This window comes from Sulfurimonas sp. SWIR-19, assembly GCF_020410885.1.
In the GTDB taxonomy this organism is placed as follows: domain Bacteria; phylum Campylobacterota; class Campylobacteria; order Campylobacterales; family Sulfurimonadaceae; genus Sulfurimonas; species Sulfurimonas sediminis.
In genome coordinates, this window is the sequence record NZ_CP084578.1 from 1,027,912 (window position 1) to 1,042,855 (window position 14,944).

Below are 14,944 nucleotides of genomic sequence, written 5' to 3' on the forward strand. Positions count from 1 at the left end.
ATGAAAAAACTACTTTTACTCACTGTTGTCCCCGCTCTTTTATTTGGAGATGACCTGAAATTACTTTTGGATTTTGCAAAAGAAAATAACAATCTTGTCAATGCCTCCAAAATAGCAGTACATGCAAAAGCAAAAGAGGTGCAAAGTGCCACAAGCAATTATTTTCCTACCTTGGATGTGAGTGCTTTTTATAAACGGGATGACAAACCGAGTCCTTTTTTCCCGGGAACAACATACGGAGCAAGGGCAAAAATCGGGTTTGATATCTATGACGGCGGAAAAAAATCATATACAAAAAAACAAAAAGAGAATGAAAAAAAATCTGCTTCTTTTAGTTATAAAGATACAAAAAAATCTATTCTTCTTGGGATAACAGAGGATTATTATAATCTTAAAAGTCTGCAGGCCTCTTTGGGTGCGACGATAGAAGCTTCCAAAGCAGTCAAGGCACAGCTTGAAAGAGTGCGACATTTTTATGAAGCTGATCTTGCGACAAGTGATGATGTGGACAGACTCCAATCTGCATACGACAGCACTTTGTATGCAATAGAATCTACAAAATTTCAAATAACAGCGCTGCATAAAGCACTTGAACTCAAAGTTGGAAAAAAAATAAACACTTTGGAAAATTCGCAGTTTGACAAAAGAGCAGCACAAAATGAAGAGCTTCTTGACAGTATCGAGTCACTCAGGTACAAAAAAGCAGCATTGCAAAATTTAGGTGAAACGGTTGAGAGCTATTATTATCCTACTATCCGTATAGAAGATACCTATTCGTTTTATGGGTATCAGGATAAGCCGACTTTTGGCGGAATTCCCATTGCCTACCTTGACAAACAAAATGAGCTGATGGCTACAGTCGGCTTGAGACTGTTTGATTTTGGGACACTCAAAGAGCAGAAGGAGGCTCTGAAACTGCAGGCTGATGCACTGAATCAGCAGATTATTTACAAATCAAAAGAACAACAGATGCAGCAAGAATTGGCACAAGAGCGAATTCATACAGCCAAACTCAACATTAAAAGTTCAAAAAGTGCACTCAAAGCGGCAAAAAGTGCTTTAAAAACTATCACAGAAAAGTACAATGCAGGCATCGTGGACAATGTCGTCTATCTTGATGCGCTTTCGGCAAAAACAGAGGCAAAAGCAAGGTATGAAAAAGCACGCAATGATCTCGAAATAGCCTATGGCATTTATTACTATTATAACAATGAAAATTTAGAGGAGTTCGTTAAATGAAAAAAATATTTATAGCTTTAATCACCCTGGTGAGTCTTTCTTATGCGCAAAAGGTTTACGCAACATTTGATGTGACAGCACAAAAGAGTGCAAATCTGGCTTTTACTGCGAGCGGAATAGTAGAAAAAGTTAATGTCGATATCGGCTCGGTAGTGAGCCAAAACCAAATACTGGCAAAACTGGGAAACAAAGATATAAAAGCAATGCTTGAAAAAACACAGATAGTTTTTAAGTTTGCTAAAAGAGAGCTTGAGAGACAGAAAAAAATAAAAAAACTCATAGATGCAAGTAAATATGACAAAGTCCTCAGTAATTATGAAAATGCAAAAGCATCGGTTGCCTATCAGCAGGCTTTGTATGAAAAGACGATTTTAAAAGCACCCTTTGCAGGTGTCATTTATGACAAAAGCATAGAGGTTGGCGATGCTGTAAGCGGTTTGATGCTTAAAACTGTTTTTAAAATACAAAGCATTCATGCAAGAAAGCTGATATTGGAATTTGACCAAAAATATCACGGTATTGTAAAAGTCGGACAAACCTTTGAATATAAGGTAGACGGAGACAGCAAGACCTACACAGGTGTTATCTCCAAAGTCTATCCGTATGCAAATTTTGACAACAGAAAGATAAAAGCGGAAGTAGAGGCAAAAGACTTTACAGTCGGGCTTTTTGGTGACGGTATGATACTGGTTGACGGAAAATAACGATGTACAAATTAGCGATTAACAGACCAATTGCAACACTGATGTATGTCATTACATTGGTGATTTTTGGCTATATGAGTTTTAAAAGCATGCCCTCGGCACTCTATCCGAATGTGGATTTTCCTATAGTGACGGTCAAAACAATCTATCCGGGTGTCGAAGCCGATACGATAGAATCACAGGTCACAGAAAAAATAGAAGAGGCCATCTCCCGTATAGGCGGAGTGGACAGCATCACATCCACAAGCAGTGACGGCGCATCTGTTGTTATGGTGAAATTCTTTTTAGAACGCAATATTGATGAAGCGACCAATGATGTCCGTGACAAAGTCTCAGCTGTTATCTTGCCAAAAGATGCACAAACGCCACTTGTCAGTAAACTCGATATCGGCGGGGCTCCTGTTATCAATGTTTTTTTAACAGCAAAAAAAGACACCTTGCAAAACCTGATGGTATTTGCCGATGAGAAAGTAAAACCGGCTATTCAAAAGATCAACGGTGTCGGTGCTATAAATATCATCGGTTACAAAGACAGAGAGATAAAAATCTTTCCCGATATTTACAAGCTTAACAAATTTGGCATTACCATCAAAGAGTTAAATGACATTGTAGCAGAAGAAAATGTCAAAATCGGCGGTGGGAAGCTGATCACAAAAACCAAAGAGATTATCTTAAAAACAAAAGCGGATGCCCTGAGCGTGAAGCAGCTCCAAGACATTATAGTAAAAGATGATTTGAGACTCAAAGATTTGGCAACAGTTGTTGATTCTTTGAGTGATGCAAAAAGCTACTCATCATACAATGGTATACCGGGTGTTATGCTTGAAGTGCAAAAAATTTCAGGAACAAATACGATAGATATAGTAAAGCGCGTCAAAGAAGCCGTGCCGCAGCTAAAAAAGATGGCCGGCGAAAAATATGGTGTAGAACTGCTTCAGGATACTACGCCTTTTATCATTCACTCACTTGAAGATGTGAAATTTGACCTTATTTACGGTGCAATTTTGGCAGTTATTATCATCTTCGGTTTTTTGAGAAACTTTACTATTACGCTGGTTTCGGCACTCTCTATTCCTATCTCTATTCTTGGTACGATTGCTTTAATGAATCTGATGGGGTATAACCTGAATAAAATGACACTCATCGGTTTGACGCTTGCTATCGGAATTATCATAGATGATGCCATCGTTGTGCTTGAGAATATCTACAAAAAGATGGAAGCAGGTATGGGCAAGTTTGAAGCCGCACTGTATGGAGTCAAAGAGATGGCATTTGCTATTCTTGCAATTTCGGCAATGTTACTTGCTGTTTTTCTTCCGGTTGCACACATGAGCGGAATTGTCGGAAAATTCTTTGAAAGTTTTGCGATGACGGTAGGGTTTGCTGTTATTATCTCCTATACGGTTGCGATGAGTTTTATGCCGAGTTTGAGCGCAAGAGTATTGCATAAAGGAGAGAGCAGGTTTTACAATATTACAGAACCGATTTTTCAACGTATAGACAAATTATATGCTGCAACACTGAGTTTTGTGCTCCGTTTTAAATTTTTTACACTTATTTTTGTTCTTGGGGTGTTTGTTGCCTCGCTTTCTCTCTTTCCAAAAATCGGTATGGATTTTCTGCCAAAAGAAGATAAAGCAGAGTTTGAAGTAAAACTCAGAGCCGATGCCGGCATCAGTTTGGATGAAATGATACGAGAGTCCAAAGTGATTGAAAATTTAATCAGAGCTGACAAAAATGTTGTTTTTACAACCTTGAGTGTGGGCTATAACAGTGTGCATGAGAAAAACAAAGCACTCATTTATGTCAAACTTACGCCTAAAGGCAGCAGAAAAAAGAATCAAGAAGAGATTATTCAGGAGTTCCGTAAAAAGCTCAAGCCTTTTTCCAAAGAGATGTTTATTACAGCAGCGGCAATTCCAAACATCAAAGGTGCCGGGGTGAGTGTACCCTATCAAATTGTACTGACATCGGATTCTTTTGCCAAGCTTGATGTGGCAAGAAAAAATTTGATGGAGTATCTGGCGAAGAAAAAAGGCTTTGTTGATATTGACTCTAATCTTGATGAAGGCAAACCACAGATTGACATCAATATAGTCCGTGAAAATGCCAACAGAATGGGAATCAGTGCAGCACAGATAGCAAAGGCTGTCTCGATTGCCTTTTCAAGTGACTTGGAAATTTCCTATTTTGAACAAAACGGAAAACAGTACAAAATTACCCTGCGACTGCCTGACAAAGACCGTGTAAGCATAGATGATCTCAAAAAAATCCAACTCAGAGCCAAAAACGGTGAGTTGGTTTTTCTTGACGGTCTTGTTACATTTCACAATGCAAGGTCTTTGGCTTCGATATATCACTACAACAGACAAAGACAGGTGACAATTTACTCTGATTTGTTTGGGCTTGATCTGGGCGGAGCTGTCAATTATACCCGTGCAAAAATAGATGAGTTGCTGCCTGAGGGAGTGCAGTATAAATTTACAGGCTTTGCCGAAGAGATGGAAAAAACTGCCAAGGCTTTTGGCGTGGCTCTTGGTTTGTCTGTCATTTTAATGTTTATCATCCTGGCGATTTTGTATGAGTCGCTTATTCAGCCTGTTATCATTATGATGGCATTGCCTCTGAGTATTATCGGGGTTATGCTGGCTTTGTATCTGACACATTTGCATTTCAGTCTCTTTGTGATGATTGGATTTATGCTGCTTATGGGTATGGTCGGTAAAAATGCCGTACTGCTGGTTGATTTTGCCAATGAAGCAGTATCGCGGGGAAAAGATGCCAATGCCGCACTGCTTGAAGCGGGAGAAAAAAGACTGCGCCCGATTTTGATGACAACAATTGCAATGATATTTGCAATGCTTCCTTTGGCACTGAGCAACTCTTTGGGAAGTGAAACAAAAGCACCGATGGCAATAGCCATCATAGGCGGTCTTTTAAGTTCAATGGTGTTAACATTGCTTGTTGTACCTGTAATTTATAAAATGATAAATCCGATTGATCAATGGCTCAGAAAGTGGTATGAGAAAAAAATACAGAGTGATACTGAATAAGGAGTAGATTATGCAGGTTCTAAAAAAATATTGGTTGGCTGTTGTTATAGCTGTTTTGTTGGTGACTGCCGGTGCTATGATTTACAACAAACTGCATCCAAAAACACTTCCTGCAAATTTGGTTGAAGGGACAGGTCGTATGGACGGTGATCTGGTAAACCTCAATGCAAAATACGCAGGAAGACTGGATAAAATATTTGTTGATGACGGTGTGCCTGTGCATAAAGGAATGGTTGTGGGTGTCTTAAAGAGCAAAGAACTTGCAGCACAAGAAGCAGGGCTTGATGCACAGATTCAGGCAAAAAAACAGCAACTCGCAGCACAAAAAATCGAAGAAAAAATTGCACAGACAACCATTCCGCTTTTGGAGAAAAAAGCAAAAGCACAGCTTGTCTCAGCCCAGGCTTCGCAACAGGCATTTGAAAAAAATATTCTGATACAAAAAGATGTCGTTGCCCAGGCAAAAAGAGATTGGAAACGCTCTCAACGATTGTATAAAAACAAAAGTATTGACAAGCACAAACTGGAACTTGCCCAACTCAAAAGAGATACAGAAAATAAAAAGCTCTCCTCACTGCAGCAACAGCTAAAAAAAGTAAAATCAGCAGTAACTCTGGCTCGTATTGCACTTTTGGATGCGCAGGCATCACAGAAAAAACTTTTTGCCATTGCCGCAAATATTCAGGCGCTGCAAGATGGTATTGAAGCTGCAAAAGCATCCAAAGCACAAATAGAAGCGATGATACAGGAGATGACACTTGTCTCACCTGTTGATGGAATTACGGTAGAAAAGATTGCCAACGAGGGCGAGGTGATAGCTCCCGGTATGCCGGTAGCCACACTTTTGGATCCCCACTCCTTGTATCTGAAAATATTTGTTGACACACTGCAAAACGGAAAAATAAAACTGGGTGATAAAGCGGTAATATTTCTTGATGCCTACCCAAATCATCCGATACAGGCAAAAGTAGTGCGTATTGCCCAAAAAGCGGAATTTACGCCCAAAGAGGTCAGTGTGCGTTCAGACAGAATTCAAAGAGTGTTTGCCGTGCATCTCAAACCACTGGCAATTGACCCCTTGTTAAAACTCGGTATACCGGCTGTGGGAGTTGTGTCACTTGATGGCAAAGGTCTGCCAGCTTCACTCAATGACATTCCGGTACTCTAAAACAAGATGTCTCTTCTTGAAGTAAAAAACATCCGGGTCTCTTACAAAAAAAGAGTCGGCATACACAATGCCTCATTAGAAGCAAACAGTGGAGAGATTATCGGTTTTATAGGAGCAGACGGTGCAGGAAAAAGTTCTCTTATGCATGCTGTAGCCGGTGTTATCCGTTTTGAGGGTGAGATTGTTTATGATGGTATCGCCTACCACTCACCCAAAGAGGCAGAAAAGGTAAAACCTTTTATCGGACTGATGCCACAGGGAATAGGACTTGTTCTTTATGATACTTTGACAGTCGGGGAGCATTTAGAGTTTTTTGCCGATATTCGCAATGTTACAAAAGATGAAAAATTTCTTGCATATAGAGAAAAACTGCTTCATATGGCAGGACTGAGTGCTTTTGTCGAGAGAGAAGCCGGCAAACTCAGTGGCGGGATGATGCAAAAACTCTCACTCATCTGCACACTTCTACACCGTCCGAAACTTCTTATTTTGGATGAACCGACAACCGGAGTGGATCCGTTGAGCCGTTTGGAACTGTGGGAGATTCTCGACAGTATACGCAAAGAAGAGGGTACAGTGATTCTAGTAAGCACCGCTTATATGCAAGAAGCCTCAAAAATGGACAAAATTTTTCTTTTTGACGAAGGAGAAATCATTGCCCGCGGCACAAATGAAGAGCTTATAGACTCCATTCGTCCCTATGTTTATGAAGAGGTTACATGTAAAGAAGCGTGCCTGAGTTTTAACAAGCGTACCTATTCGCTGCAGCCTTTACATGTAAAGCAGGCAGAACCTACTTTGGAGGGACTCTTTTTTGTGAACGCTCTGCAAAAGAAAAAGCTCCTGCCTAAGGTCGTCATAACAAAACGAGACAAAGAAATCGCAATACCGCCTGTTGTGATGCAGGCAAAAGGGATCACAAAAAGATTTGGCAGTTTTACGGCAAATGACCATGTAGACATAGAACTCAAACGGGGTGAAATTCTGGGTCTTCTGGGTGCAAACGGCGCAGGAAAAACGACATTTATCAAAATGCTTTTGGGTCTGTACCCGATAGACGAGGGGACACTTACTCTGCTTGAAAAAGTCATCCGCAGCGGAGATGACCGTCAAACACTCAAGTCCAAAATCGGCTATGTAAGTCAGCATTTTGCACTCTACAATGACATGACTGTACGGGAAAATCTGATTTATTTTGCCAATATGCATCAGATTCCTCTCAAAACTGCCTTAAAAAGAATTGAGCAGTATGCCAATGAACTCGGCTTTAAAGAGTATATGGATGAATTGCCAACTGCGCTTCCTCTGGGCGTAAACCAGCGTTTTTCCATAGCTGCGGCACTTTTACATGAACCGCTTGTACTGTTTTTGGATGAGCCTACAAGCGGTGTGGATACCATTGCAAGAGCGCAGTTTTGGGAAATTTTGAAAAAGCTCAAAGAGCAGTGGCATATATCTATTTTGATAACCACACACTATATGAGCGAGGCGGAGTACTGTGACCGAGTGGTACTGCTCAAACAGGGAAAAAAGATTGCAGACGATACCATAGAAAATTTTTATAAATCACATCCCGATGCAAAGAGTTTTGAAGATATTTTCTTGACATACTATAAGGATAGAGAATGAAACTAATAACCATTAAAGCCTATATATTGAAAGAATTTATGGAGCTTTACAGGACGCGTCTGATTGTGATGGTATATTTGATGCCGAGTATGATTGTACTGCTTTTTGGGTACGGAATCCGTATGGATGTAACGCATGCAAGAATTCTGATTCTTGACAATGACCAGAGCAAATTTTCACAAATGCTCATTTCAAAGTTTGAACATAGCAAATACTTTAATGCAAAGGTGTTACATGTAAGTGAAAAAGAGGCACTTCGCTCTATAAAACAGGCTAAAACTGATGCAGTCTTAATCATTCCAAGTTCATTTGAAAAACGGCTTTTACATGCTCAAAAAAGTGAAATCGGTATTTTTGTAGATGCTTCTTTTCCGACAAGGGCTACGACTATTGAGGGATATATCAAGGGGACTGTGCTTGATGGGGTAAGTGAGGTGGCACAAAGAAGCGGTTTGTCTGCAAAAGGGCTTATTGTGTTAAATCAGCGTACGCTTTTCAATCAGGCAATGCGGGATGAAGATGCCATAGTTCCGGGACTCATAGGACTTGTGCTTTTGGTGGCTCCTGCAATTTTGGCAGCACTTCTTATAGTAAAAGAGAAAGAGCGAGGGACCATTTTTAATTTTTATGCTTCGCCTTTGAGTAAAGGAGAGTTCCTTCTTGCAAAACTTTTTCCTGCTTTTTTACTGCATTCTGTGAATATTTTTATACTCTTTTTGCTTGCAGTTTATCTGTTTGATGTTCCTTTTCGGGGAAGTTTTATGCTCTACTGGCTCAGCAGTGAACTTTATATTCTTATCAGTCTCTCTATCGGTATGCTTATTTCTATCATTACAAGCAGACAAATTGTTGCCGTTGTTTTGACAATTATTATCACCATAATTCCGGGATTTTTATACTCTGGTATGCTTATGCCGATATCTTCCATGAGTGGCGAGTCATATATTGAAGCGCATATGTTTCCGGTGATGTATTATACGCATATTCTTTATGATACATTTTTGATAGGACAGGGTTTGGCATCTGAAAAAATTATCATGTATCTGTTGATACTTGTCGGGTTTGTTGTGGGACTTTTTACTATCGGTACCTTATTGCTGAAAAAGGAGATGAAATAATGCGGATATTTGCTATGATTGTCTCCAAAGAACTGCTGAGTTTTTTACGCTCTATAGGATTAGTGGCTGTTGTACTTTATTCGTTTACGCTGGATGTTTATATAGCCGGTTCGGGCATACAGATAAAACCGCGCAATGTTGTTGTCGGGTATGTTGACAAAACAGGCGGGGGAGTAAGCCAAAAGATACTTGCACGCTTGCATCAACCGGAGTTTAGACCACCGGTTGCCTTCCTTTCGCAAAAAGCCCTCTCTAATGCTATCTTTAACAAAGAGGTTATGGTCGGAATACTCTTTGACTCTGATTTTGAAAAGAACTACAAGAGCGGAAAAAAAGCACAGATCAATCTTTTGCTCGATGCTACTGCAGCATCGCAAAGTCTCACGACATTTATGTATCTGCAAAATATTGTATTTGACTTCCAGTCTGTAAACTTTCCGATTGAATTAAAGTCACACAAACTTTTTAATCAAAATGCGGACAATCACAGTTTTATGGCACTGACAGAACTGCTTTCAATTATAACTCTGCTGATAGTCATTTTGACGGCCATTGTTTTTGTCAAAGAAAAAGAGGACGGCACCTGGGATATTATGCTGCTTACTCCGATAAATCCCAAGATTATAATACTGGCAAAAAGTTTTTCGCAGGTACTCATAGTCATGGCAGGCGTTGTACTCTCTTTGGGATTTGTTCTTTTTGACCAGTTTGATGTACCACTCAACGGATCCTTTTGGGCATTTATGCTCCTGACGTTTTTGTACTCTATTTCGAGTGCGGGTATAGGACTTTTTGTAGCGGCTGTGTCCAAAAATGTGATGCAGGTGGCTCAGCTTTCTATCATTATTATGATGCCGTTGATTTTTCTCAGTGGTGCCTGGACCCCTGTTTATGCTATGCATCCGGTATTTCAAACTCTCTCTTTGTTTTCACCGCTTCGCTACTACATAGAAGCAACGGAGAGTATCTTTTTCAGAGGAACGGAGTTTATAGATTTGTGGCCATATTTTAGCGGAGTTCTTCTTCTGGGAACTCTGTTGTATTGGTACGGCTTTAGAAAAATCGGAAAATTGTTTTAAATCAACGCTCTGTTTTTAATTTTTTACTATAATAAATAAAAAAGAGGGATTTTTTATGGCATTGGTATATATTGAGCAAGTTGAAGATATGGATGTGGAGGAGATGCAAAAAACTCATGAAAATGAGATTAAAATTTTAAATGCAATAGATAATCTTGCGATCTCTTACGATCGTGGGGAAGCGACATTAGAAGAACTTGAAGCAAAAATCGAGGAGTATGTGAAGCATGTTCATGAACACTTTGCAAACGAAGAACGTCTGATGCAGGAGTATGACTTTCCTTCCTATGATATGCACAAAACTGCACATGACATGTTTTTGGAAGAACTGAATATGGCTCTTAAAAATTGGAAAAACTATAAAAAGGTTTCAAAAATTACTGATTTTATCCGCAGAGCACCCGAATGGATAGTCTTACATGTAAACACAGTGGACTACCCGACTGCAAATTATCTTGCAAAAAAGATGAAAGGTTTGTAAAACCTATTCATCATCTTCGTCGTCTTCAAAATCACTCAGATCAAATTCAATTTTTACAGGTTCTTCTACAACTTCTTTGATATCAGTGATGTTTTGGGGTGAAATATTAAGTGCCATTGCTACAAATGTTGCCAATGCGTTATCTTTTACAATTTCCTGGCATGCTTCAGAAGTATTGTAAATCGTAAGGATTTGATTTTTTGTAAGTACGTCACCTGGGTTTATCCCTAATTCTGCCGCAATATTATGCAAGTCCGGACGATTGAGCAAAACACCCTCAACTTTCATACAAAAGCCTTTTCTTAATTTTTTATTTGGATACATTGTTACTCCTATTCTTAAAATGTTTCTTTTGGTCGATTATAGCCAAAAAATTCAAGAAAAATATTTTGTTTGAATGGTATAATTTGACTTTAAAATAAAAAAGAGAAAAAGAGAAAACAATGCACACATACCAAATTGCAGAGTCAGTATTAGATGGCTATAAAAATGAAAAACTTACAGATGAAAGGGTTGATTTTTTAACAGCACAGGTTCATGAACAGCTTGATGAGATAGCCAAAAATAAAGCACTTTATGAAGATTTTTCAGGTCGGGTGAATGCACCAAAAAAGGTAGATAAAATTATTCTCTGGATACTTTTGATGTCAAATGAAAGCATATGTGACGACTATATAAGTGCGTGCAACAAAAATTACAGAGAGATAATTCCTATAAGTGATTTAGCCGACTTGTTACTCTATGTCATACATTTGAAGAAAGTGCAAAACATGGAACTTGACGGTTTTGACCACTTGGTAGAATGCGAAGAAGCAGGCATAGAGGAAGTAGACCAGTATGCCTTTACAAATGCGCTGCTCTACATTCAAAAACTCAAGGAAAAAGAAGTGGAGATGCAATTCTAAGACGAACAGCTCACATGAGAAACTCCTGCAATCTCAAACAGCTCAGCAGGTTTTTGGCTGTAGTATTTTGCTTCTGTTGCAGATGACTGCTCATCATATGGGTGTGTCATCACTTCCTGCAGCTCTTTTATAAGGGTGTAATCTCCTTTTTGGGCTGTTTTGTATGCTGGCACTAAAAACCACTCTCGCAGAGTGTACTTGGGATTGACCTGTTTCATCTCTTGTGAGAGCTTTTTGCGGGTCTCAGGAGTAGTGACATTGATGCTTGCCTTCCATTTTTCCAGCCACTCGCTCCAGTTTCTCATCAGTGCTTTGTTATATACGGAGTCACCGTAAAAGCTTTTTGCAAGCATGGAAATATCTTCAGGAATATTTGAAAGTTCACGAAAAAAGATGGTGTAGTCAACCGAAGTCTCTATCATAAGTTTTATAAGTTCGTTGAACAATGCGACATTAAAGACTGACAAGCCAAGTTTAGAAGCCCACATCTGTATCATTTTAGCCTGCATAACTTTGGAAAAATCATTTATGATTACATGTAACTGCTGCATCTGCTGTTCATGTGATTTGAGCAAAGGCTCTAAGGATTTACAAAACATCCCAAAATTTTGCTCGGCAGCCTGGGGTTGGTTGAGAAATGAAAAATGGACTCCGCCTCCTGTCCAAGGCTGGTATTTCGGATCGAACATGTCTATAAACCCAAACGGACCGTAATCAAGTGTAAAACCGCCTGCGGCACAGTTGTCACCATTGAAATTTCCCTGACAGTATCCGACACGAATCCAGTTTGCTACAAGTGAAGTAAGGCGGGAGCGAAATTCACGGGCAAGCAGCACTGTTTTTTCTTCTAAAGGTAAATCTTTATCTATGACATCACTGTATTCTCTTTCAATCAGGTGCAAGACAAGCATCTCAAGTTCCTCCATCGCCTTTGGATGCTCATTTTTACGTGCCCGTCGAGCAAAAAGTTCAAGTTGCCCTACACGAAGAAAAGAGGGGGCAACACGTGTTGTAATAGCAACATTTTCTTCTATCATAACTTCTGGATCTCTTGAATACGAACCGTTTCTAAACCAAGGCCGTCTGACTGTTTCTGTCTTTGAAGTGTATAAACTCAAAGAACGGGATGTGGGAACACCAAGGGCATACATGTGTTCTTGTGCCAAAAATTCTCTAATACTTGAACGCAGTACCGCACGACCGTCAGCTCCACGGCAGTAAGGAGTTCTCCCTCCGCCTTTGAGCTGCATTTCCCAGCGTTTGCCATTTATAAGCCCTTCAAAAACAGATATTGCGCGTCCGTCACCATACCCGTTTCCTGTTTTAAAAGGACACTGCTCATAATACTCTGTACCGTAGATGGAGAGTGCATACCCTGTTGCCCAACCGGTGCGACGCAAAGGTTCTTTGAGATGGGAAGTGTCACCCGAAAACATGCGCATAAAGTCCTCAGATGCAGCCAAGTCATCACTCAGTCTAAGCTCTTTAAAAAAAGTTTTACTGTGCGCAATGTAAACAGGATTTTCTATCGGAGTAGGTTTTACCGGAACATAATGCCCGCCGAATACCTGTCTTGGCGCGTGATCTACACCGTCTGCTGTAGCATTGGGATCAGGGTTAAGTGTGTCCATTAGAGAATACTCAGCAAACTGTGCCAGATTATCAAGTGTCTGTATATCTTGCATATATTGTCCTTCATTTAAAATATAATATTTTATATCCCAAATAGCTTTGTAAGAGATAAATTATTGAAATTACACTGGATTGATAATAATCAGTGTGATCAGTATTAACCCAAGATTAAGTGACATTAATAGCTGTATTATTCTATAAACACTCTTTAACTAAATTAATGCTAAAATGATTCATAATGAAGTGATGTTAAGCGGCACACACAAGGAGATAATGATGTCAGAGTATAAACCTCCATACACTATAACCTCTAAAATGCTAAACCTCACAAATAAAATAAGTGAGCATATAACAGAGCTAAAATATAATTCAAACCAAAATATAACTCCAATGCTTAGAAAAAAGAACCGTATTAAAACACTTGCAGGTACACTAGAAATAGAGGGTAATTTTTTGGGTGAAGAGAAAATAACAGCTATTGTTGATGGTAAAAAAGTTTTAGGAAATATACCGGAAATAGCAGAAGTAAAAGGCGCTATCAAGGCTTATCAAGAGTTAGAAAACTATCAATATAATGATATGTCTGATTTGCTTCAAGCTCATAAGATACTAATGGATGAGATTTTGAATAATGCCGGTAGTTTTAGAACATCAAATGTAAGAGTGGGTGAGCATATAGCACCACAAAGTCATTTAGTGCCACAGCTTATGAGAGAACTTTTTGAGTGGCTCAAAAGTAGTGATGAACATCTACTTTTAAAATCTTGTATATTTCACTACGAGTTTGAATTTATACATCCATTTGTAGATGGAAATGGTCGTATAGGACGACTTTGGCAAAGTGTTATTTTATATAAATTTAATCCATTATTTGCTCTCTTGCCTACTGAAAGTATAGTTAGAGATCATCAGGAAGAGTATTATAAAGCGCTAGAAAACTCTAGTGCAATAGGTGATAGTACCCCTTTTATAGAGTTTATGCTAGACATGATTTTACAAACAATCATAAAGTTCGGTAATGAGGTCGGTAATAAGGTGGGTAATAGGGTCGGTAATCTTACAGAGAATCAAATCATTATCATGGAACTTATGCAAGTAAATCCAAAAATAAGTGCCAAAAAACTATCAGATGAAATTGGAATATCTGTACGAAAGATAGAAGAAAACATATCTAAACTTAAAAAATTAAATCTTATAGCAAGATTTGGTGGAACTCGCGGGCATTGGGAAATAAAGAAATAAAATGTCAAATTTAGTACATGTAGAGTATGAACAAACAAGAAAGAGTAAATCAACTAATGAATTATGATGATGGCTATGATATACTAAATCAAGAAGATGACAGTATAGATACACTTTTTATGATTAAAAAAATAGAGACAACCCACGAATATAATGAAAATTTAAATATAATTCTTGAAGAATTTATGGAGTTCTGCAATGATTACTCTTTAAATATTTATAGTAGTTTTATAAAATCCTTACAAAAAAAGGTATGTTTACTTTGAGAATTATTATTGCTACTGTATTTTTAAGGATTAAATTTTTTACTTCTATTTCAAATTCAAAAGCAATTTTATAAAGGTGTTTTCAATTGTAATGAACATCATGTTCTTTAGTTTCAATTTTTAGAGGCATTTTTGAAAATATTAGTGATAAAAATAGCGATAAATAGGGAGTTATAAGGTGCAAATACGAGTCTATTACGAAGACCTCTTTTTTCTCTAAAATGTGAAAAAACTCTCTAATTATGGGCTTTGTTGTATTGAATATTTTGTAAAAACTGATACTTTAAGCGAAAAAATGGTCAAGTTTTTGGTCAAGTTTTTCTCAATCAAATATCCTTTTTTTGGATATATTAGTTTGGCAGGTAAAAATTCCTTAAAATCAGAGTTTGGCAACTTTGGCACTTTAGCAATGTAGAGACTAATTTTAA

At 38.5% G+C, this 14,944-nt stretch carries 13 protein-coding genes; 11 read left to right on the plus strand and 2 right to left on the minus strand.

The window, feature by feature from the left end:
- The 8 genes from LCX93_RS05345 to LCX93_RS05380 are packed head-to-tail and all read left to right on the plus strand — an operon-like array spanning window position 1 to window position 10,471.
- The gene (locus tag LCX93_RS05345) at window positions 1-1,239 is read left to right on the plus strand and encodes a TolC family protein (RefSeq protein WP_226069185.1); all 1,239 of its coding nucleotides are present in this window, start codon (window positions 1-3) and stop codon (window positions 1,237-1,239) included.
- Complete coding sequence (locus LCX93_RS05350) at window positions 1,236-1,943, plus strand: efflux RND transporter periplasmic adaptor subunit (protein WP_226069187.1); 708 nt, start codon at window positions 1,236-1,238, stop codon at window positions 1,941-1,943. Before LCX93_RS05345 ends, LCX93_RS05350 begins: the two co-directional genes overlap by 4 nt.
- Window positions 1,944-1,945: 2 nt before the next feature.
- Window positions 1,946-4,996 (plus strand): efflux RND transporter permease subunit, encoded by a 3,051-nt coding sequence (locus LCX93_RS05355; RefSeq protein ID WP_226069188.1) that lies wholly within the window; start codon window positions 1,946-1,948, stop codon window positions 4,994-4,996.
- A 10-nt stretch (window positions 4,997-5,006) separates the two neighbouring features.
- The gene (locus LCX93_RS05360) at window positions 5,007-6,164 is read left to right on the plus strand and encodes an HlyD family secretion protein (protein ID WP_226069189.1); all 1,158 of its coding nucleotides are present in this window, start codon (window positions 5,007-5,009) and stop codon (window positions 6,162-6,164) included.
- A 6-nt stretch (window positions 6,165-6,170) separates the two neighbouring features.
- Window positions 6,171-7,793, plus strand: a complete 1,623-nt coding sequence (locus LCX93_RS05365; protein ID WP_226069190.1) for an ATP-binding cassette domain-containing protein — start codon at window positions 6,171-6,173, stop codon at window positions 7,791-7,793.
- The gene (locus LCX93_RS05370) at window positions 7,790-8,911 is read left to right on the plus strand and encodes an ABC transporter permease (protein ID WP_226069191.1); all 1,122 of its coding nucleotides are present in this window, start codon (window positions 7,790-7,792) and stop codon (window positions 8,909-8,911) included. Before LCX93_RS05365 ends, LCX93_RS05370 begins: the two co-directional genes overlap by 4 nt.
- Window positions 8,911-9,990 (plus strand): ABC transporter permease, encoded by a 1,080-nt coding sequence (locus LCX93_RS05375; protein ID WP_226069192.1) that lies wholly within the window; start codon window positions 8,911-8,913, stop codon window positions 9,988-9,990. Before LCX93_RS05370 ends, LCX93_RS05375 begins: the two co-directional genes overlap by 1 nt.
- A gap of 55 nt (window positions 9,991-10,045) precedes the next feature.
- The gene (locus LCX93_RS05380) at window positions 10,046-10,471 is read left to right on the plus strand and encodes a bacteriohemerythrin (protein ID WP_226069193.1); all 426 of its coding nucleotides are present in this window, start codon (window positions 10,046-10,048) and stop codon (window positions 10,469-10,471) included.
- Window positions 10,472-10,474: 3 nt separating this feature from the next.
- Here the strand turns inward: LCX93_RS05380 and LCX93_RS05385 are convergent, their stop codons facing one another.
- On the minus strand, window positions 10,475-10,795 hold the full coding sequence (locus LCX93_RS05385; RefSeq protein WP_226069194.1) for a hypothetical protein: 321 nt from the start codon (window positions 10,793-10,795) through the stop codon (window positions 10,475-10,477).
- 119 nt (window positions 10,796-10,914) lie between these two features.
- On the opposite strand from LCX93_RS05385, the gene LCX93_RS05390 reads away from it, so the two are divergent.
- On the plus strand, window positions 10,915-11,376 hold the full coding sequence (locus LCX93_RS05390) for a hypothetical protein (RefSeq protein ID WP_226069196.1): 462 nt from the start codon (window positions 10,915-10,917) through the stop codon (window positions 11,374-11,376).
- Here the strand turns inward: LCX93_RS05390 and LCX93_RS05395 are convergent.
- A complete protein-coding gene (locus LCX93_RS05395) occupies window positions 11,373-13,061 on the minus strand; it encodes a protein adenylyltransferase SelO (RefSeq protein WP_226069197.1) in 1,689 nt (562 codons plus the stop codon). The genes LCX93_RS05390 and LCX93_RS05395 overlap by 4 nt on opposite strands.
- Before the next feature lie 175 nt (window positions 13,062-13,236).
- Here LCX93_RS05395 and LCX93_RS05400 point away from each other — a divergent pair, with 175 nt between their 5' ends.
- Together LCX93_RS05400 and LCX93_RS05405 are read left to right on the plus strand one after the other, a co-directional pair.
- Window positions 13,237-14,250: a Fic family protein gene (locus tag LCX93_RS05400; RefSeq protein WP_226069198.1), complete on the plus strand. Its 1,014-nt coding sequence runs from the start codon at window positions 13,237-13,239 to the stop codon at window positions 14,248-14,250.
- Window positions 14,251-14,306: 56 nt separating this feature from the next.
- Window positions 14,307-14,516: a hypothetical protein gene (locus tag LCX93_RS05405; protein ID WP_226069199.1), complete on the plus strand. Its 210-nt coding sequence runs from the start codon at window positions 14,307-14,309 to the stop codon at window positions 14,514-14,516.
- The last annotated feature ends 428 nt before the right edge of the window (window positions 14,517-14,944 follow it).